This is a genomic window from Dickeya zeae NCPPB 2538, assembly GCF_000406165.1.
Lineage (GTDB): Bacteria > Pseudomonadota > Gammaproteobacteria > Enterobacterales > Enterobacteriaceae > Dickeya > Dickeya zeae.
In genome coordinates this window covers 4,320,098-4,340,342 of record NZ_CM001977.1, presented here as the reverse complement: position 1 = coordinate 4,340,342, position 20,245 = coordinate 4,320,098, and the positions used below count along the sequence as shown (strand labels likewise).

The 20,245-nt window shown below is 50.4% G+C and carries 14 protein-coding genes; 4 read left to right on the top strand and 10 right to left on the bottom strand.

Features of this window, described 5'->3' with window-relative positions:
• Positions 1-72 precede the first annotated feature (72 nt).
• The 3 genes from ttdB to DZE2538_RS19035 are packed head-to-tail and all read right to left on the bottom strand — an operon-like array spanning position 73 to position 2,936.
• Positions 73-684, bottom strand: a complete 612-nt coding sequence (gene ttdB / locus DZE2538_RS19045; protein ID WP_199770348.1) for a L(+)-tartrate dehydratase subunit beta — start codon at positions 682-684, stop codon at positions 73-75.
• Positions 678-1,601 carry a L(+)-tartrate dehydratase subunit alpha gene (ttdA, locus tag DZE2538_RS19040; RefSeq protein ID WP_071595866.1) on the bottom strand — a complete coding sequence of 308 codons (924 nt, stop codon included), beginning with the start codon at positions 1,599-1,601 and terminating at the stop codon, positions 678-680. Before ttdA ends, ttdB begins: the two co-directional genes overlap by 7 nt.
• 39 nt (positions 1,602-1,640) lie before the next feature.
• On the bottom strand, positions 1,641-2,936 hold the full coding sequence (locus tag DZE2538_RS19035; protein WP_019845375.1) for an MFS transporter: 1,296 nt from the start codon (positions 2,934-2,936) through the stop codon (positions 1,641-1,643).
• Between the two features lie 387 nt (positions 2,937-3,323).
• Here DZE2538_RS19035 and DZE2538_RS19030 point away from each other — a divergent pair, with 387 nt between their 5' ends.
• On the top strand, positions 3,324-4,238 hold the full coding sequence (locus DZE2538_RS19030; protein ID WP_038917006.1) for a LysR family transcriptional regulator: 915 nt from the start codon (positions 3,324-3,326) through the stop codon (positions 4,236-4,238).
• A gap of 140 nt (positions 4,239-4,378) precedes the next feature.
• Here the strand turns inward: DZE2538_RS19030 and DZE2538_RS19025 are convergent, their stop codons facing one another.
• Complete coding sequence (locus DZE2538_RS19025; RefSeq protein ID WP_038917005.1) at positions 4,379-6,019, bottom strand: methyl-accepting chemotaxis protein; 1,641 nt, start codon at positions 6,017-6,019, stop codon at positions 4,379-4,381.
• A gap of 852 nt (positions 6,020-6,871) precedes the next feature.
• Between DZE2538_RS19025 and DZE2538_RS19020 the strand changes: the two genes are divergently transcribed.
• From DZE2538_RS19020 to DZE2538_RS19010, 3 genes are all read left to right on the top strand, one after another.
• Entirely contained in the window at positions 6,872-7,741 is an 870-nt protein-coding gene (locus DZE2538_RS19020; protein WP_236616981.1) for a cell envelope biogenesis protein TolA, read from the top strand.
• 321 nt (positions 7,742-8,062) lie between these two features.
• Positions 8,063-8,866 carry a glycoside hydrolase family protein gene (locus tag DZE2538_RS19015; RefSeq protein WP_038917003.1) on the top strand — a complete coding sequence of 268 codons (804 nt, stop codon included), beginning with the start codon at positions 8,063-8,065 and terminating at the stop codon, positions 8,864-8,866.
• Positions 8,863-9,264: a hypothetical protein gene (locus DZE2538_RS19010; RefSeq protein WP_038917002.1), complete on the top strand. Its 402-nt coding sequence runs from the start codon at positions 8,863-8,865 to the stop codon at positions 9,262-9,264. Before DZE2538_RS19015 ends, DZE2538_RS19010 begins: the two co-directional genes overlap by 4 nt.
• 203 nt (positions 9,265-9,467) lie before the next feature.
• Here the strand turns inward: DZE2538_RS19010 and DZE2538_RS20575 are convergent, their stop codons facing one another.
• From DZE2538_RS20575 to DZE2538_RS18985, 6 genes are all read right to left on the bottom strand, one after another.
• Positions 9,468-9,941: an Hcp family type VI secretion system effector gene (locus DZE2538_RS20575; RefSeq protein ID WP_019845381.1), complete on the bottom strand. Its 474-nt coding sequence runs from the start codon at positions 9,939-9,941 to the stop codon at positions 9,468-9,470.
• A 301-nt stretch (positions 9,942-10,242) separates the two neighbouring features.
• On the bottom strand, positions 10,243-11,871 hold the full coding sequence (locus DZE2538_RS19005) for a methyl-accepting chemotaxis protein (RefSeq protein WP_038917001.1): 1,629 nt from the start codon (positions 11,869-11,871) through the stop codon (positions 10,243-10,245).
• A 465-nt stretch (positions 11,872-12,336) separates the two neighbouring features.
• Complete coding sequence (locus DZE2538_RS19000; RefSeq protein WP_038917000.1) at positions 12,337-13,965, bottom strand: methyl-accepting chemotaxis protein; 1,629 nt, start codon at positions 13,963-13,965, stop codon at positions 12,337-12,339.
• Between the two features lie 574 nt (positions 13,966-14,539).
• Complete coding sequence (locus tag DZE2538_RS18995) at positions 14,540-16,240, bottom strand: methyl-accepting chemotaxis protein (protein WP_019845383.1); 1,701 nt, start codon at positions 16,238-16,240, stop codon at positions 14,540-14,542.
• 487 nt (positions 16,241-16,727) lie between these two features.
• On the bottom strand, positions 16,728-18,416 hold the full coding sequence (locus tag DZE2538_RS18990) for a methyl-accepting chemotaxis protein (protein ID WP_020628740.1): 1,689 nt from the start codon (positions 18,414-18,416) through the stop codon (positions 16,728-16,730).
• 423 nt (positions 18,417-18,839) lie between these two features.
• Entirely contained in the window at positions 18,840-20,213 is a 1,374-nt protein-coding gene (locus DZE2538_RS18985; protein WP_019845385.1) for a GntP family transporter, read from the bottom strand.
• Between the last annotated feature and the right edge of the window lie 32 nt (positions 20,214-20,245).

Genomic DNA, 20,245 nt, shown 5'->3' with positions numbered 1-20,245 from the left:
ACGTGTGTTCCATTGCTAAACACCGGGGCGATGTGCTCAGGTTTATCGCGCATCGCCAGCCGGTGGGGGTTGTTATTTGATAAAGCGGATCTGTTCGTTGATGTCGGCGATGATCGGCACTTTGCGATCGTTATAGGTCGCCTTATTTTGCTCAAACAGGTTGTTGCCGTGCGTGTCGATCGAGATGATCAACGGACCGAAGACCTTCACCCGGTTAACCCACAGTGTTTCCGGCATCCCCAGATCGCGCCATTGGGCATCTTCGATTTCCTCGACACAGGTGGCGGCCAGCACCGCACAGCCACCAGGGAACACCGCGTGTACCGCCTTGAATTGCTGGCAACCGGCTTCGGTGTTCGGCCCCATGCCGCCTTTGCCGACAATCAGCTTCACGCCGGTTTGTTCGATGAACTCTTTTTCGAATTTCTCCATGCGCATACTGGTGGTCGGGCCGATGGAGATCATGTCGAAGCTGCCGTCCTCTTTTTCCACCACAATCGGGCCTGCATGGAGGATGGCACCACCTTTGAGGTCAACCGGCAATTCACGCCCCAGCTCAATCAGTCGGCGATGTGCGACATCGCGGCAGGTGACTAAGGTGCCCGTCAGGTACACCACGTCGCCAATGTTCAGGTCCGCCAAATCTTCATCTTTGATGGGTGTGGTCAGGATTTTTTTCATAATACGGCACCTTCGTGAGACAGGATTTCATAGGATAAGTCGGCATTGAAACGGATAGCGCCGCGACGGTGTGCCCAGCAACCGGTAGAAACGGCCACCCCGATAGTGGAGGGGTGACGGGCAGAGGACTCAATGTTGACCCCCATTACCGATGAGGCACCACCCAGCCCCTGCGGCCCCAACCCGACCTGATTCAGGCCGTCTTCAAGTAGTTTTTCCATTTTGGCGGCATCGGCGTTCGGGTGCGAAGAGTCAACCGGGCGCAGAATGGCTTTCTTCGATAGCCGGGCGGCGGTTTCCACTGAAGTGGACACACCCACGCCGACCAGCAGCGGTGGGCAGGCGTTCACGCCGTAAGAGGTAATCACGTCAAACACAAACTGGTTAACGCCTTCGTAGCCCTGGCCCGGCATCAGCACTTTGGCGGCACCCGGTAATGAGCAGCCGCCACCGGCCATATACACGTCGATGGTGCAGTGGTCGTCATCAGGAATAATTTCCCAATCCAGCCAGGGAATACGGGAACCGGTGTTGGTGCCGGTATTTTTCTCAATAAACGTTTCTACCGCGTTGTGGCGCAGCGGCGCTTTTTTGGTGGCTTCCAGCGTCGCTTGCTGCAATACGTGCTCCAGATCGCCAATAAACGGGAAGCGTGCACCTACCGTAATAAAGTACTGAATAACGCCGGTGTCCTGACAACAGGGGCGGTCAAGTTCATCCGCCCGTTTCTGGTTTTCAAACATCGAGTCATAGACCACTTTAGCCAGCGGGCTGTCTTCTTTTGCACGCAACTCGTCGAGTTTTTTAATGACATCGGTCGGGAGTCGTTTGCCGACATAGCCGGTAAAGCGAGTCATGACATCAATCAGTTCCGATATGGATTCAGTATTCACAGTAACCTCCGGGTGTAAGGGCCCCATCGAGCAGGCCTCTAAAAATGTGGTAAAGGTGCGACGGCATCAGGCCATCGACGTTTTCATGACCTTACGCTTACGGCTGACTTCGATGAGCAGCGTCAGCAGGGCAGACAGCAGTAGCAAACCGGCAATGGCATAGAGTGCGAGTGAGAAATCACCGGTTTTCTCTTTTAGCCAGCCGATGACCGCCGGGCCGAAAAAGCCGCCCAAATTACCGATAGAGTTAATCGCGGCCAGCCCTGCGGCTGCTGCCGGGCCAGACAAAAACAGCGATGGGATGCTCCACAACGGTGGTTTGCAGGAGTAAATGCCGATGCTCGCCAATACCAGTGCCAACATGGCAAGACCCAGTGAATGCACGGAACCGGCCAGCACGAAACCGAGGCTTGCCAGCACACAGGCGCTGACCACATGCCAGGTGCGTTCACGGGTAGCGTCTGAATGTCGAGCCCAGAAAATCATGGTGACGACCGCAATCGCAGCCGGAATGGCATTAATAAAGCCGATTTGCAGGGTGCTTAAGCCGAAGGATTTAATAAATTGTGGGGACCAGATATTTAATGAATACAGTCCAGCGGAGGTACCGAAATAAACCAGTGCCAGCGTTAAGACGCGAATATCCGTCAACCCTTTCAGTGCGCTGGTTTTAGTGTCACTGCTTCTGGCGGCTTTTTCTTCTTGCAGCGTAGCGGTCAGCCATTGTGTCTGTTCCTGATTTAACCAGGTGTTTTTTTCCGGTTTATCATTCAGATAAAAGAAAGTGAAAATACCCAGTAAAATCGCCGCGGCGGAATCCATTAAAAACATGAACTGCCAGCCGGTTAACCCCATTACACCGTGAAAACTGAGAATGGTGCCTGCCAGCGGTGAACCCAGCATGGAGGAAATGGGCGCGGCGGCCATGAAAAAGGCAATCACCTGCGCCCGACGTTTGGAGGGGAACCAGGTACTGAGATAAAGAATGATGCCGGAGAAGAACCCGGCTTCTGCCACACCGAGGAAAAAGCGCAGAATATAAAAACCGGTCACGGTTTTTACCGATATCATACAGGCGGCGACAATCCCCCAACTGATCATGATACGTGCCAGCCAGATACGCGGGCCGACTTTTTGCAGAATGATATTCGAGGGAACATCAGTAAAAAAATAACCAATAAAAAACATGCCTGCGCCAATTCCAAATACGGTAGAGGAAAAGCCCAGGTCCTGGTTCATGGTCAGTGCGGCAAAGCCAATATTAATACGATCAAAGAAAGCGATAAAATAAGCGAACATCACAAAAGGCACTATTCGCCAGGTTATTTTTTTGAGAGTTTCTCGCTCAATGTCTTTTTTCATTTTGCGTTCCAGATTAATAAAACAGGGTAAGAAGAAATAACCTCGGGCAAGACGGTGGCTGTTATATAAACAAGCGGTGTCACTATGCAGTCAGGGGCGAGCTTGATCATCCACCTGCATTTATATAAATAATTCGTATAATTCAGCAGTAGATAAGTTCTGGAAGGATAAAAATGATCGTGATCAATATTAATTGATTTTTATTGTGATGTGTTTCGCCATTTTTACTGATTTTAAAAAATAGCATCACCGAATAGCTGAAAACTGACTACTTATTTCTGTGATAAAGATCAGCTATAGCACAATAGTCTCCCGCTTCCGTGTTGTTCATAAAAAAACAGCGTTATGATTTATTCAAATTTTTCACATAATCGCCAGAGGAGGAGCATGGAACTTAACCAACTGCGCTGTTTTATTGCGGTGGCTGAAACGCTACATTTCGGTCATGCCGCCCAGCGGCTGGATATGTTGCCTTCCGCGCTCGGGCGTCATATTCGTTTGCTGGAGGAGTGCCTTGGCACCAGACTGTTTATTCGCTCGACGCGCAGTGTGGCGTTGACGCAGGACGGGCAGACGCTGCTGGAGGAAAGCAGAAAGCTGGTGGCGGATGCGGATGCGCTGGCGCTCCGCTTTCGTTCTCAGGGGCGTGCAAACTCCAGTATTTTACGCATTGGGGCGATTGATAGTGCCGCCATTGGCTTGATTCCGCATCTGTTGCACTTCTTTCGTCAGGCGTATCCACAGGTGGATGTGCAGATTCATGAGGATAAATCCTCCCGTCTGTTACCCAGGCTGAAAACCGGGAGTTTGGATCTGATTTTTATTCGTCCACCGGAACGTTGGGCTCCCTGGCTAACTATGCGTTTTTTACTGAATGAGAATGTCGTACTCGCTATCGAGGAACACCATGAGTTGGCAGAGCATCAGGATGTCGGGATTCATGATCTGGCGACCTTGCCGTTAATCGTGCCTGACCGGCGTGCGCGACCTCATAGCCATGATGTGACCATGAATCTGTTTAGTGAAGCGCGGCTCAAGCCGAATGTGGTGCAAAAAGCCAATGAAAAGCAGACCATTATCAATATGGTTGCGGCGGGTGTCGGGGGGGCTATCATGCCGCGTTGGGTCTCTCGTATGTCGGTGCCGAATGTGAGGTTTATTCCCATTCGGCATCAGGGGACGTCATCATGTCAGGGGCTGCCGCTGGCGGTGGCCTGGGTGAGTACCGGAAGTGATCCAGTACGTGATGGCATGATTGAGATTTTAGACCGTGAGCTGCCGCAGATTGAGCCGCATTTCTGATAAAACTCCCGGTTGGCGGTGCTCCCGTCATCTCTCATCGTTGGCCGGATAGGGTAAGACCGGTCACACCACAAGGGGGACGTGCCACACGTCCCCTCTGTATAGGATTACTTCTATGTATTACTGTGTGCATCACGGTATCAATGCATAATCAGACGGTGGTCGATGGGGGTATCGGCAATAGTGACCGGGTCGTTCATATCCAGCCGTTTGCGTGAAATCGTCTCTTCCACCACAAACACTTTGATCACGTCCACCAGATGGGCCGCCTGATGGTTTAGGCTATCGGTCGCGGTGGCGGATTCCTCTACCAGTGCCGCATTTTGGTGGGTGACCTGATCCAACTGCGCCACCGCGGTGTTGATTTGCGAGATCCCCAGTTGCTGTTCACTGGTCGAAAGACCGATCTCACCGATCAGTTCGGCAACCTGTTTGGTCTGTTGCAGGATATCGCTCATGGTGCTGCCTGCATGGTTAACCAGGTCGGCCCCGGTTTCGATTTTTTGTACACTCTCCGTAATCAGGGTTTTGATGTCGTGCGCCGCGCTGGCGGCGTGCTGTGCCAGCGAGCGCACTTCACTGGCGACCACAGCGAACCCTTTCCCTTCTTCCCCGGCGCGGGCGGCTTCTACCCCGGCATTAAGCGCCAGGATATTGGTCTGAAAAGCAATGCTGTCAATTAGCTGGATAATATCGACAATCTTCTGGGAACTGCTGTTGATGTCGTTCATCACGCTGATGACATTGTTGACCACGTCATTGCCTTTACCGGCGGTACTGTTGGCATTGTTGGCAAGTTCAGTCACGTGATGGACGATTTCTACGTTATGGCTGACCGCGTTGCTGATTTGCTCCATGGACGCGGCGGTTTGTTGCAGGCTGGCGGCCTGTTCTTCGGTACGCTGGCTGAGATCGTTGGTTCCGCTGGCGATTTCGCTGGTTCCCATCGCTATCGCATAGCTACTCTGGCGCACCTGATCGACGATGTGGCTCAGGCTGCGGCGCATCATCTCAAGGGCAGCCAATAGACTGTGAGTGTCGTTTGCCTGTAGCGGTATCGCCAGTGACAGGTTGCCTTGTGCGATTTGCCGGGCAATACGCGCGGCTTCTGCCGGTTCACCCCCGAGGGTGCCTTTCACATGACGGGTAATCAACCAGGAGATCAGCGCGCCGATCAGCATGGCAACGATCGCCAGAGTAAACATGGTATTACCGGCACTGTCTGACAGATTTTCAGCATCATCAGCCAGATCGGTGGTGGCGGTTTTCTGATAGGTGACGATCTCATCAATCGCCGCAATCAGCTTGTCCTGCGCCGGTTGCATTTCGTTGAGGATGACATTGCGGGCTTCCTCATTACGATTAGATTGCGCCAGTGCGATGGCTTTGCTCAGTGCGGCGACCGCGTCGGGACGGACATCAGCCAGATGAGCTATCAAGCGCTGACCCGTTGAATCACTGGACATTGCTTTTAATTTAGTGATGATCGCTGCATTTTTTTCCACACTCTCATCGATTTTCTTTCTCTCCTGACTCATCTTGGTGACATCGGTTAGCATAACCATATTGCGCACGGAATTAGTTACGACGATCATATTATCCTTATAGGATTGTATGAGCAGTAATTTAACGATGCGGTTTTGGGAAAGTAACTGAATATCTGAGCTTAATTCTCGTAATTGTATTTTACCGAATGTAGCGACGAGAAATCCGATAATAATAACGACAGCAAAACCGGCGCCAATCATCGTGTTAAGTTTCATGTGTTTCAATCTGTCCATATATTCCGTGCCTGTGTGTCAATGTCTTCGTTCACATGAGTGATGCAAAGAGCGAGTGCCAGAAAATAAGGAATATCATCACCTTGTCATGATAGCTGACCGACTGATATACCTGCCATAACGTAGTGCAACTGCATTTTTCCATGTACTTCCAGTGCGAGACCTATTGCTGGAAAATACAAATAGTGGGCCTTCTCAGTCCATTAGGTGGGCTCAGTTATTTTATGTTTTTGTATAAAGTTATCGGTGCGGCGTATTTTCAATAAAATATCGCAATACCGCTTTATCCAGCGAAGTTCTATTATCTGGCGTTGGGCTATGACACTGTCGGCAGGTGCATAGAAAGAAAATTGAGCAGCATATTTCGTTGGTTGATGCCAGTCCGGCAGATGATGTCTTCCGTGGTAATATTTATTAGGCCGACAATATCAATATGGAAGCAAAATGGGGGTTTGTCTATAAGGCGTAATATTTATTTTTTTAATTAAATTTCGTTGAGGTGATTATTTTATATTGAGTTATTTCATCGTGAATGAGTTGGCGTAATGCATTGTTATTTATGCCATATTTTTTGCTGTTTTTCATGCTGGCTGCTGGTCTTGCAGCACCGATACTCTGTGTGGCGGGTAACGCGCGTCACTCTTTCCTTACCGCGATGCGGTATGAAGGTGCTTATGCGCTAAAGACTGTGGGCGTGGTGCCGTTATGTTTCAATATATGTCAGAAAAGTGTGGCCCAATGGTGCGAATGGCACCTTATGCTTCATTTTTGCTGATGGGTGATGACCGGCGCTGCATAGGACTTCGAATGACTTCTCCACTTTCTTTCAACCGTTCTGCCACAGGTACAGCCGTGCAGAATGTCAGGACCGATAGTGACGCCAGTACGGCGCAAACCAGCACGGAAACGGAGACATCCCGCGAGCAGCCATCGCTGGCGTCGGTGATGGTGCAATTCAGCGACGAGGTTCGTAAACGCATTGATGCCACCATGCGCGCCAGGATGAGCAAACTCAACAGTGCCGACCAGGACCTGGCGCGCGGGCGCATTGAACAAATCAAACGGCGCATCCAGATGCTGAAGATGATGTTGATGTCGCTGGCTGGCCAGTCGGTGCCCCCAGGTGTACTGCGCGAAATGCGCCAGTTGGCCGCCGAGCTGGGACAGGCGGCGAAAACATTGAGCGGAGGCAGCGGCGGGGCGGCTACTGACACGGCGGGTGGGGAAAATCAGTCCGGTGTGGCAGCAGAAAGCGGTGGCGCTGCTGCGTTGTCCGCCGCCACGGCTACTTCCTCTACTTCCTCCACCTCTACCGCTGGTGACAGTGCCTCTGCTGAATCGGCGGCTCTGGGGGAGCACGCCGCGGGTACGTCATCGGCGACAAAAAGTGGTGAGGGCGATGCTTCTGCACAGGAAGCGAAGCAGTGGCAGGACGTAGCCGCCGCGTTTATCGAGCGCAGCGCAGGTTCGCCGCAGCATCGGGCGGATGCGAAGTCGGTACAGGATGCCGTTCGCGAGCTGAAATCGTTACTCGCGATGGCGAAAAATGCCAGCCGACATGACGATAAAGAAGCCCAGAAACAGATTAGAGCTATCAATCAATCTATTGCCGATATCGAAAAAACGGTGCAGTCGATGAGCATGACGGGAGGGGGAGCGGACCTCAGCGCCGATCTGTCCGTCGGCCCTGCGGGTAATGTCTCGATAGATGTGCAGGTCTGAATGTCACACCACATCATGATTCGGGGAGTCGGGCCAGTCTCCTTCTCCCCAGATAGGTGGTTAACCGCTGCTGATGCCGTGGTTATCGTGACTGGTCGAGCCATCATGACATTGCAGGATATGCCAGACAGTGTGAGGATTGCCTGAGAGGGAGGGAACCGGTTTTTCTATACCCCGAAATTTGTTTATTCAACGAAGCCCATCAGGACCATTAACACATTAAGTTTATTTATAAAAAATTAATGTTCTTACATTTTAATTATGATATAAATTTATTCCTTCGGATAACCGAACTGGAATGCTTTTTCATAAGGACATGATATGAGTACTATTGAATCATCCGTCGGTCTTCGTGGCATGAATAAAAGAAATGATGTCACTCTTGTACAAGAAATATTGAAGAAGAATGGATTCCCGCATTTACGAGTAGATGGTATATGTGGGAGGAATACTAAAAGAGCAATTATTGAATACCAGAAGAAATTTCATTTACTTCCTGATGGAATGATAAATCCGGGAGGTAAAACAATAGAAAGTCTAACGTCAACCTCGAATACAGAATCTTTACCTACCCCTCATGGCTCTACTGCGACAAACCCTAATGGTGAAAGAAAAAGAGCATCCCTTATGTCGCCAAGTTTCCAATGCATTAATTTGATGAAGCAATATGAAGTACTAAAAACAAAACCTTATGACGATCAAACAGGAAGAGATACTGAATATTGGAAAGTAGGAGCGACAATAGGTTACGGACATTTAATTCGTGAAAGTGAGTTTGAGAAGTATAAACAAGGAATAGACTTTTCAGATGCAGATATATTATTTAACCAAGATATTAGAAGATTCATCGCCGCAGTTAGAGATTTCGTTAAAGTAGATGTCACCCAAAATGAATTTGATGCATTAGTTATGTTTTCTTTTAATATCGGAACTAAAGACAGCCAGCATCAAAGAGGACTGTATTATTCAACTGTTCTGAAAATAATTAATGGTGAATCATCAGAGAACATAGATAATGCATGGATGAGATATACTATATCTCAAGGGCATCAGATGCGAGGATTAATTAACAGGAGAAGAAGCGAATTAAATGTATATCATAAAGGTATTTATATAAAACTATGAAAAAGAAAATCATATCTATAATGTTAGCGATTGTTACATTCAGTACGCTAGCTCAAGAGCAAAACTCTCCACATCCTTTTTTCAGGGGAGAGATATATGATATTTACTTATCTTACGGAAAATGTTCTCAGAATGATATTGAATGTGACGACATAACATACCATTCAATTAATAAAAAAAACAAAAGCGAATTAAATATAAAAGGTAAGACATTAAATGTTGGGCCATCAAAAGACTTCAGAGGATATATATTTATAAATGGTTCATACACCTATACACTCACCCCCTCGCCAGAAGAGGAAAATTATGATGAGAGCATATGGTTCCTTGATGTCTATAAAAAAACAGACAAGGGTGACAAACCTATTTTCAAAGAAAAAGGGCGAAGGCTTGACTAGTAAATAGGAAAGGAAATTATAAGAGCCTAATTTGATAGGCTCTTATCAAGACGCAACATAATATAATTATACCTGCAATACTCCAATTTATGGCACTCTGGCTTTCCTCGTTCGCCCTAATCACTTACCTGAGTAACCTCTTTGAGGTTCGCGTATTGCATTCTTTCTATAAATAGAGTTATTTACAATATATAACGACAAGATTAACTATCACTCCAGATGCTATATCCTGATGTACCTGCAGTTTTATGGTTCCATGCTATAGTTTTATACCTGAGCATAACGACCTCATAGGGTAAAGAACCATTATCATTTAATGAGTGAGGGTAACTCGCTGATACCTCTACAATTCTAGCATCGGTAAGCTTTAACTCATAAAAAACCTCTAATTGCCCTGCCTGATTTGTTCTATAAAAGAAAAAATTAGCAGTGAGCGACTCATTTGATGTTACAGAAACACCAAGTAAAGGTGACGACTTATCTATTGGCTTAATCAACTGTATAGGATGATGAGCAACATTCTCCTCTCGGGTTATCGTATGATTTAACCCCAACACCTGTATTTGGTTTTCATGCCCTTGCTGATAACGATTGCCAATAGAATCTAATGTTGAACACCCTGAAGAAATTAGCCCTTGCTGATCACCTTCTAGCGTAAGATAAATTACATGAGACATTGATTACCATCCTTGTGTAAATAATATGAAAAAAATATTAATAATGCAGATGGATAATACATTAAAAAAATTCAACAAAGAAATTAAATGAGCATCTCAAAAGTAGCGCTAATGTGGATAATCATGATCTTATTTTTTAAACCCAAGAATATTTCACGCACATAACAGATTGAAATTTAATAATTTAAATAGATATTGCTCACGGTTTAACAGGAGTAAACCCAGTGGGTATAAAGGGGGAAGTGGTGTTTATTTTCCACTTCCCCAACGCCTCATCAGTCAGACAGGTGATCTGGCGAGGTTAGTGTGGCGTCAGCGCCAGTCGCAAATCGCTACGGGGGCGATACGCGACCTGCTCATGTGGCTGATGATGTTCAGTCACGACGAACGCATTCACCAACTGCACCAGATGACTGGCCTGAGCATTCAGGCTTTCCGCCGCGCTGGCAGACTGTTCTACCAGTGCGGCGTTTTGCTGGGTAACCTGGTCGAGCTGGCTGACAGCCTGATGAATCTGGCCGATACCGGATTCCTGCTCACCGGTGGTGACCCCAATCTCATTAATTAATTCAGCAACATGACGCGCCTGAGAGACAATCTCCCCCATCGTGACACCGGCATGGCTGACACGGCGAGAGCCGCTTTCTACTTTCTCCATACTTTCGGTGATCAATGCCTTAATTTCCTGGGCGGCAGAGGCAGAACGCTGCGCCAGCGAACGCACCTCACCGGCCACCACCGCAAAACCCCGGCCTTGTTCACCGGCACGGGCCGCTTCTACTGCGGCGTTTAGCGCCAGAATATTGGTCTGGAAGGCGATGCTGTCGATGACGCTGATAATGTCGCCGATTTTTTGTGAGCTGGTGGTGATCTCTTGCATAGTGCGAATCACCTCGCTTACCACGTCACTACCTTTGGCGGCCGTCTGGCTGGCGGTGGTTGCCAGCAGGGCGGCTTCACGCACGGTTTCGCCGTTTTGATGAATCGTCTGACTCATCTGCTCCATCGACGCGGCGGTTTGTTGCAGGCTGGCGGCCTGTTCTTCGGTACGCTGGCTGAGGTCTGCGTTGCCGATGGCAATTTGTTGCGAGCCGGTGGCGATAGATTCGCTGCTCTGGCGCACCTGACTGACGATGTGACTGAGGTTGTCGCGCATGGTATGCATGGCGGCCAGCAGGCTGTGCTGGTGGCTGGCGTGTAACTGCACCTCTACCGCCAGGTTGCCTTGTGCCACTTGCTGGGCGATATGTGAGGCATAGGCTGGCTCACCGCCCAGTTGCCCTTTCACCTGACGGGTAATTAACCAGGCGACCAGTACACCTAACAATGCACTGATGGCGGTGACTATCAACAACAGGCTACCGGCGTCGCGGGCATCCGCCATGAAATGCTGGGACATCTCGACCGTGTCATTCTTGTGTTCCGTGATCATGGTATCCATCACGTTGAACAGTGTGGACTGCGTACTCAGTAGCTCACCCAGAATTAACGCGCGGGCCTGTTCTTGCTGGCCGTTCATGCTCAGTTCCATGACTTTTCGTACCGTATTGGAATAAGGTGGGCGTGCCTGATTGAGCTGTGCCAGCAATTCCCGTGACTTTTTCAGCTTCAGTTTTTCATCCAGCAATCGGAGCAGGCTGTTGTTACGTTCGATAAGTGCATCGAGGCGACGCTTTTCCTGCGCGAGCAGCGTGGCGTCGGTTTGTATTGCGCTTTCCCTGATAATTCGGGCGGCAGAATTGAAGTTATCTTTAATTTCCTGCATAGCAATCAGGTTATTCAGGCGAATATTGGACAGGTAATCCAGATTATTGCCCACATGAATCAACTGGCTACGCCCGAAAATGGCCACGGTAAAACCGATCAAAATGACCAGTATAAAACCGGATCCGAGCATAGTGCCGAGCTTCATATTTTTTAGTATCTGCATCGTGTGCCTTATTCTATTTTAGTGTTGCCGTCATGCATGAATCTGCATCCCTGGAATGAAACAAAAGCGCGTATATCCGTCATACTTCCGGTGGCAGGCGTGTTGTCCTGCCGTTCGAGTGATGTGGGATATCGGTGGTAAAGACGGTGGATGTAACCTCACCGGCGACACAACCTGTAGCGAATTGATTTCAACTTGTTATCGTTGAGTTGCGAAATGATTTTTTAGTTAATTAACTTTTTAACAAAATCCATGCACTGTTTTAACCAGCATGACACGTGGCGTGTCGGCGAAATAAAGGCTGGTGGCTGATTAAGCGATAAATATTACTTTCACTCACGGGGTTAAGCGTGTGAAACCCGGCGGGGCCATGCTGAGGATTGGCGGGGGAGAATATAAGAGGGGAAGTGGCGTCTATTGTCCACTTCCCCCGGTCTTATCAGTAAGCCTGGTGAGGCTGCAAGGTTAGTGTGACGTCAGCGCCAGCCGCAAATCGCTACGGGGGCGATACGCGACCTGCTCATGTGGCTGATGATGTTCCGTCACGACGAACACATTCATCAATTGCACCAGATGGCGGGCCTGGTCGCTCAGGCTTTCAGCGGCGCTGGCCGATTCCTCTACCAGTGCGGCGTTCTGCTGAGTGACCTGATCGAGCTGGTTGACTGCCTGATTAATCTGACTGATGCCAGATTCCTGTTCGGTGGTCGTCACACCGATCTCTTTGATTAATTGGGCGACGCGGTGCGCTTGCGTCACGATATCATCCATGGTGGTGCCTGCGCTGCCGACCAGTTGGGCGCCGCTTGCTACTTGCTCCATGCTTTCGGTAATCAATTCCTTGATTTCCCGGGCGGCAGAGGCAGAGCGTTGCGCCAGCGAACGCACCTCACCGGCCACCACCGCAAAGCCCCGGCCTTGCTCACCAGCACGGGCCGCTTCCACCGCGGCGTTCAGCGCCAGGATGTTGGTCTGGAAGGCGATGCTGTCGATGACACTGATGATATCGCCGATTTTGCGCGAGCTGGCGCTGATGCCATCCATCGTGCGGATAACATTGCCTACCACGTCACTGCCTTTGGCGGCGGTATCGCTGGCGTGCGCCGCGAGTTGGGCTGCTTCGCGCACTGTTTCACCATTCTGGCGGATAGTCTGGCTAATTTGTTCCATTGAGGCCGCAGTTTGTTGCAGGCTGGCGGCCTGCTCCTCGGTACGGCTGCTTAGGTCGGTATTGCCCATGGCGATTTGCTGAGAACCGGTGGCGATGGATTCACTGCTCTGGCGTACCTGACTGACGATATGGCTGAGGCTATCACGCATCGCGCGCATGGCAGCCAGCAGGCTGTGCTGGTCGTCGGCTTTGAGCATCACATTTACCGACAGGTCACCCTGTGCCACCTGTTGGGCAATATGTGAGGCGTAAGCGGGTTCGCCACCCAGTTGGCCCTTAATGCGGCGGGTAATACTCCAGGCAATCATGCTACCCACGAGGGTAATCAATACCGCCAGCGAGAGCATGATGACGCCAGCGTTGACAGCCTGAGACTGTGAATTGTCAGCCGTCACGGCGGTGGCATTTTTTTGGTACGCCAGCATGGTGTCGATGACCTTAAAGAGTGAATCCTGAGCGCGGCGTACATCGGTGATAATAAATTCTCTGGCTTCGTCGTCTTTATTTGCCAGCCCTTTTTCTATCGCTTTTTTGATCGCTTCCTCATAAATCGGGCGGTATTGGTCAAGCTGGGCGATCAGGGCTTTTTGTTCAGCGGTGTTCGCGGCGCTATGGAGTGTTGCGATAATCTCGTTATTTCTGGGGGCCATATTATCAAGGCGCTGTTTTTCTACCGCCATTTGCTGTGGTTCAGAGAGCAACACAATATTCCTGATGACCCGGGCGGCAATATTCATGTTGTCTTTGTATTCCTGTATCAACAGCAAATTAGTAATGCGCTTTTGGGATAACGTTTGAATATCTGTACCGAGCTGGCGTAATTGCAGTTGACCATAAATCGCCACCAGAAAGCCGATGGCGATAACCATCGTGAACCCAATGCCTAACATAGAGCCTAATTTCATGTCTTTAAAAAAACGCATAACGTCACCTTTTTTATATAAGATTTATTTTATCCCTGATATATATCCGAATTATTTCGGGTATAAATATTGGCTTCCGTAGCGTATTTCAGGCAATAACAAGACCGCTGGCGAAATAAATTCGTCAGGGAAACGCTGGCCTGCGGGTGAGAATTAAACCGTTAATGTGCTAATTTATTAGCAACTCTAATTAAACTTAAGGTATGTACGACATTGTGCATTCAGGTATTTAATGACCTGAAAATGATTGCTCTTCCTGAACGAATTGCAGTATGTCGGGTTTTTTTGCGTTTGTCGATAAATGTAATAATTTTTTTATTATTGTTTAATAAATCGTTACTGATGTAATTAGATTCATTTTCTTAATGAAATTTACATAATGTATTTTCGAATAAAGCCATCTATTTTGTAATGGCATTGCCGTGGGAAGGGTATTCATCGTGGTAACCCCAGCAAGATAAACGCCCGTTAATACGCAGGGCTTTCACAGCGCGGCACGTTGGGGAGACAAAAAAAACCGCCACGGTGAGGTGGCGGTTGGGGGAGGATGTTGCGGTTCGTCGTGTGGTCGGGCTTAGAACTGTTCCCAGTCGTGGTTATTGTTTCTGCTTGCCAGTGCGGGTTTCAGGGCCGGTTTAAGCGAGGTCGGTTTTTTTAACGCCGGCTTAGCCTGTTGCTGACGGCGCGGCGACGGCGATGACGACGGTGTGGCCGTGCTGTGCGCAATGTTAAACACACTCATCAGTTCCACCAGCTTCCCGGCCTGTTCGCTCAGGCTTTCAGCGGCGCTGGTCGATTCTTCCACCAGGGCGGCGTTTTGTTGGGTGACGCTATCCAACTGGGTGATGGCCTGATTGATTTGCGATATGCCGGATTCCTGTTCCTGCGTGGTGACGCCGATTTCGCTAATCAGATCGGCCACATGCTGCGCCTGAGTCACGATATCCGTCATGGTTTCACCGGCATGCGACACCAGTTGAGAGCCGCTTTCCACTTTTTCCATGCTGGTGGTGATGAGTTCTTTAATTTCGCGGGCAGCAGATGCTGAACGCTGCGCCAGTGAGCGAACTTCCCCAGCGACCACCGCAAAACCGCGTCCTTGTTCACCAGCGCGGGCCGCTTCTACCGCGGCATTGAGCGCCAGGATGTTGGTCTGGAAGGCGATGCCGTCAATCACGGTAATGATGTCGCCAATCTTACGAGAGCTGGTGCTGATGTCGCCCATGGTGGCGATAACATCGCGTACCACATCGTTGCCTTTGGTGGCTGTCTGGCTGGCGGCAGTGGCAAGCTGGGCCGCTTCGCGCACGGTGTCGCCATTCTGGCGGATAGTCTGGCTAATCTGTTCCATGGACGCGGCGGTTTCTTGCACGCTGGCGGCCTGCTCTTCGGTGCGGCGGCTCAGGTCGTTGCTGCCGATAGCGATTTCACTGGAACCGGTGGAAATTGAGCCGCTGCTGTCGTGTACCTGAAGCACGATATCGCTCAGTTTGGCACGCATGTCGCCCATGGCCGCCAGCAGGCTGGTGGTATCCCCGGCTTGCAGTTCGACGTTGATGGCCAGGTTGCCGTTGGCAATTTGACGTGCGATGTCAGAGGCATACGCCGGTTCGCCACCCAGCAGCTTTTTGATACGGCGGGTAATCGACCAGGCGATCGCGATACCCAGTACTGTCGAGATGGCGGTGAGCGCCAGCATCAGGATACCCGCGGTGCGTGCCGCGTCGCTGGCATCGTCAGCTGATTTACGGGTGTCGCTTTTCTGGTAGCTCACCATATCGTTGATGGCTTTGAAGTAATTTTCCTGCGCCGGTTTGACTTCATTGATGATGGCGGCTTTGGCTTCATCCAGCTTGCCATTCAGGCTGAGTGCAAGGGCTTTTTGCGTGGCCGCGAGGCTGATTGGTCGAGCCTGATTGATGCCGTCAAACAGCGATTTTTCTTTGGGACTGTTCGCCAGTTCGCTGATGCGTTTAATCACCTCGTTATTTCGTGCAATGGTTTTGCTAATTTGCTGCTTGTACTGTTCCACCTGATCCGGTGCGGTGAATAATGTCAGCTCGCGTACCACAATCGCGATGCTGTTCAGGTTATCTTTCAACTCCTGCACCAGCAGTAACCCTTCCAACTGGTCGCTGGCCAGCGTATTGATGGTGTTGCCTTGCTGGCGTAATTGAATCTGCCCATAGCCAGAAACGAAAAAGCTGATGACCAGCACGATGGCAAAACCTGCGCCCAGCATGGTGGCAAGTTTCATATTCTTCAGAATGCTCATGGTGTATCCCCCGAATGTTGTTTTTGATCACGACAAACCGGTGCGTGTTATCCGTTATTCTTCAGGTTGCAGCGTTATTTTCTGCCTCGCCGCAATATGAATGATTACGGACATAAGAAAGAACGAATGCTAAATTCGCCAGGTTATTTGTGATGTCGAGGGTTAATCTAATCGATGAGTCTTTGTTATATCTTAAGATGTGAAATAAATTTTATTAATTGTGATTTAATTTTTTTAATCATTAATAATCAGTGTGTTGCATTTATTTTTTTATTTTCTTTGGTGGCGTAAAATAATAATAGTCATGTGCGTTATTTTATATGGGTGATGAAATATAAACCTGGTGAAATCATTTTCAAAAAAATGCGTATTATTGTGGTTATACGACCGCGGCTGATAATAGACCCCGTTATTAATTGTGGTGTCAGGTATTTTTAGTCAGGATAGCCCGCCACGTTGCCGTGGCGGTGTCAGGAGAAAAGGTCGTTTAGAACTGTTCCCAGTTGCCGTTGCTGCCGGTGTCGTTTGCCAACGCCAGTCTGGACGGCGCTAACTTATGCGATGACATTCCCGGTTTCTGGAATGAAGGAGGCTGCTGCTGGCTAAAGGTATTCTGAATCGTGAAGATACTCATCAGTTCCACCAGTTTTGCCGCCTGATCACTCAGGCTGTCGGCCGCACTGGCTGACTCTTCCACTAGAGAGGCGTTCTGCTGGGTGACCTGATCGAGCTGGTTGACCGCATCGTTAATTTGCGAGATACCGGATTCCTGCTCATGCGTGGTCACACCGATTTCGCCGATCAAATCCGCGACGTGACGCGCCTGCTTCACCAGCTCGTCGATGGTGGAACCGGCTTCGCTGACCAGTACCGAGCCCACTTCCACTTTTTCAACGCTGGCGGTAATCAGTTCCTTGATCTCTTTGGCGGCAGAAGCGGAGCGCTGCGCCAGGTTTCTGACTTCACCGGCCACGACGGCAAAGCCGCGTCCCTGCTCACCGGCACGAGCCGCTTCCACTGCTGCGTTGAGGGCCAGAATATTGGTCTGGAAAGCAATGCCGTCAATGACGCTAATAATGTCGCCAATTTTGTGCGAGCTGTGGGAGATCTCTTCCATGGTGCGAACGATGTTACTGACGGCTTCCCCCCCTTTGGCGGCGGTTGAGCTGGCGGATTGCGCCAGTGTGGACGCCGTACGCACGGTATCGCCATTCTGGCGGATGGTCTGGCTCATCTGTTCCATCGAGGCGGCGGTTTGTTGCAGGCTGGCGGCCTGCTCTTCGGTACGCTGGCTCAGGTCGGTACTGCCAGCGGCGATTTCGCTGGCGCCGGTGGCGATAGATTCACTGCTCTGGCGAACCTGGGTAACAATCTGCCCCAGTTTCTCGCGCATCTCATTCATGGCGGCCAGTACGCTATGGGTATCGCCTGTGCGCAGTTCAACCTGAAAAGCCAGATTGCCGTCGGAGATTTTCTGTGCCACCGCCGCGGCATACGCCGGTTCGCCGCCCAACTGGCCTTTTACCGTGCGGGTGATAAGCCAGGCGGTCAGCGCACCGAGTACCGCGGCGACCAGCGCCAGCGTCAGCATCACCGAGCCATCGGAACGGGCATCACGCATCGAGCTTTCGACCACATTCATGGTGACTTTCTTTTGAAAGTCGAGCATGTTGTCCAGCGCCTTGAATACGCCGTTTTGGGCGGTTTGCATGTCGTTAAGAATCAGGTCACGCGCCTGGGTGCGCTGCTCCTGCTGGGTGGACATTCCCAGCGCGACCGCTTTATTGAAGGCTTGCAGATAAGCGGGACGCGCCAGCGTCAATTGGTTGAGCTGGTCGCGCGTTTCCGGTGTATCCAGCCGCTCGGAGAGTTGTTTGAGCACCTCGGTGTTACGCGCTATCTGCCGGTCGATCTGCTGTTTTTCAGCCGCGATACGTTCGGGGTCGTTACTGAGCGCGATATTACGCACCAGACGGGAATTGGTATCGAAGCCGGTTTTGGCTTCCTGAATCAACATCATGTTGGTGAGGGTTGTAGAGGAGAGGTGATCGATGTCATCACCGAGTCCCACCAGTTGGGTTCGGCCGAAGGTCGCGACCAGCAAGCCGATTACGATGACCAGGGCGAATCCAGCACTTAGCATGGTGCCCAGCTTCATTTTTTTTAGCGCGTTCATAGATGTCCTTAACGTCGTGTATTCCATGTATTATTTTTTACCTCGTCCAGGAGGTTAAATAGTTCTGAGTGTGTATCATTCGGGTTGATTCTATTTCATATGAATATTTCTGTGAGCTCGCCGACAATTCTCCCGTTTATTACCTGTATTCTATGAATAGATAAGATGATGTTTTATAAGAGCCAGTAACACGAATCGTTGAAATCAATGATCAACTTAAAAGAATAGCCTTAAATAAAATTAATCATGGATGTGCTGGTTAATAAGAGTAAGGAATATAATTTGATTTGTCGAATGTAAAGTGCGCAAGGTCAAATAAAACGCCACCTGATAAGTTCAGATGGCGTTTTTGCAATTCTGCTCGTATTTTTACAGTTTTACGTTAAAGAAAGGGGGGAACGCGCAAGTAAGAAATGATGTCGGTCAAATAATAAACCACACTATCTGAATAATCATGAAACCCACCAAACCCATAACGGTGGTCAGTACCGTCCAGGTTTTCAGACCGTCGGCGACCGACAGCCCCAGATAGCGGGTGACCACCCAAAAACCGGCGTCATTGACGTGGGACAAGCCCAGCCCACCAAAACAGGCGGACAGCGTGACCAGCACCAACTGCATGTGACTCATGCCACTGACCGCCTGACTCAGTAAGCCACTGGTGGTGATGATAGCGACGGTGGCGGAGCCTTGCGAGGCACGCAGCGCCAACGAGATGATAAAGGCGGCGGGAATGATGGGCAGATGAATGGCGGTCAGGGACTCGGCCAGCGCTTTGCCGACGCCGGATTCCACCAGTACCTTACCAAAGGCACCGCCCGCGCCAGCGACCATGATCACCGCGGCGGAGGTAGGAATGGCGGCGCTCATCACCTCACTGATTTTGTCTTTCGACCAGCCGCGACGCAGTGCCAGAAAATAGGTCGCCAGCGCCAGGGCAATCAGCAGGGCAACCGCCGGTGTGCCCGCCAGTACCATCGCTTTACGCAGCAGGTTGTCGGCAGGCAGGGTGGTAGCCGCAATCGTACCCAGCAGAATAATGCCGATAGGGATAACGATCAGGCTGGCTATCAGGCCAGCGCCGGGAACGGCTTGATGACCGGGCGCTGTGCTGGATTCCGGTAATGTGCTGGATTCTGGTTTGGACAACTGCATCTGTTCCAGCACCTCGATAGACAAGGCATAGTGGCGGCGGTTCATGCTACGAGCGGTAAAGTAGCCGACAATACTGGCCGGAATGGCGATGGCGATACCGACCATCATCAGCCAGCCAATGTCGGCACCCAGCATGGCTCCTGCTGCCGCCGCGCCCGGGTGGGTCGGTAGCGCGACATGTACTGCCAGCATCACTCCAGCCATCGGCAGGCCGAATTTTAGCGGCGAAGCATGGGCGACTTTACTGAACCCGTAAATAATGGGGACCACGATGATAAACCCGACCTCAAAAAACACCGGGATACCCAGAATAAACGCGGCCATGGTCAGCGCAGCCACGGTGTGCTTGGGGCCAAGGCTGCGGGTAAAGCGCTGTGCCAGCGATTCTGCGCCGTTGGAGGCTTCGATCATGCCGCCCAGCATCGCGCCAAGACCAATGATAATAGTGATGGAACCCAGTAAACCGCCCATGCCGCCGGTGATGGCTTTCATGATGTTATCTACCGGAATACCGGTAGCGAGCGCCACCATGAAACTGACAACCAGCAGCGCGACAAAAGGATGAACTTTGGCCTTGATGACCATCAGCAGCAGAATCAGGACGCCAGCGATGGCGATGGTAAGCAACAGCGCGGTAGACATAGGTTATCCTCGCAATGGGGGAAAGCGGTTAT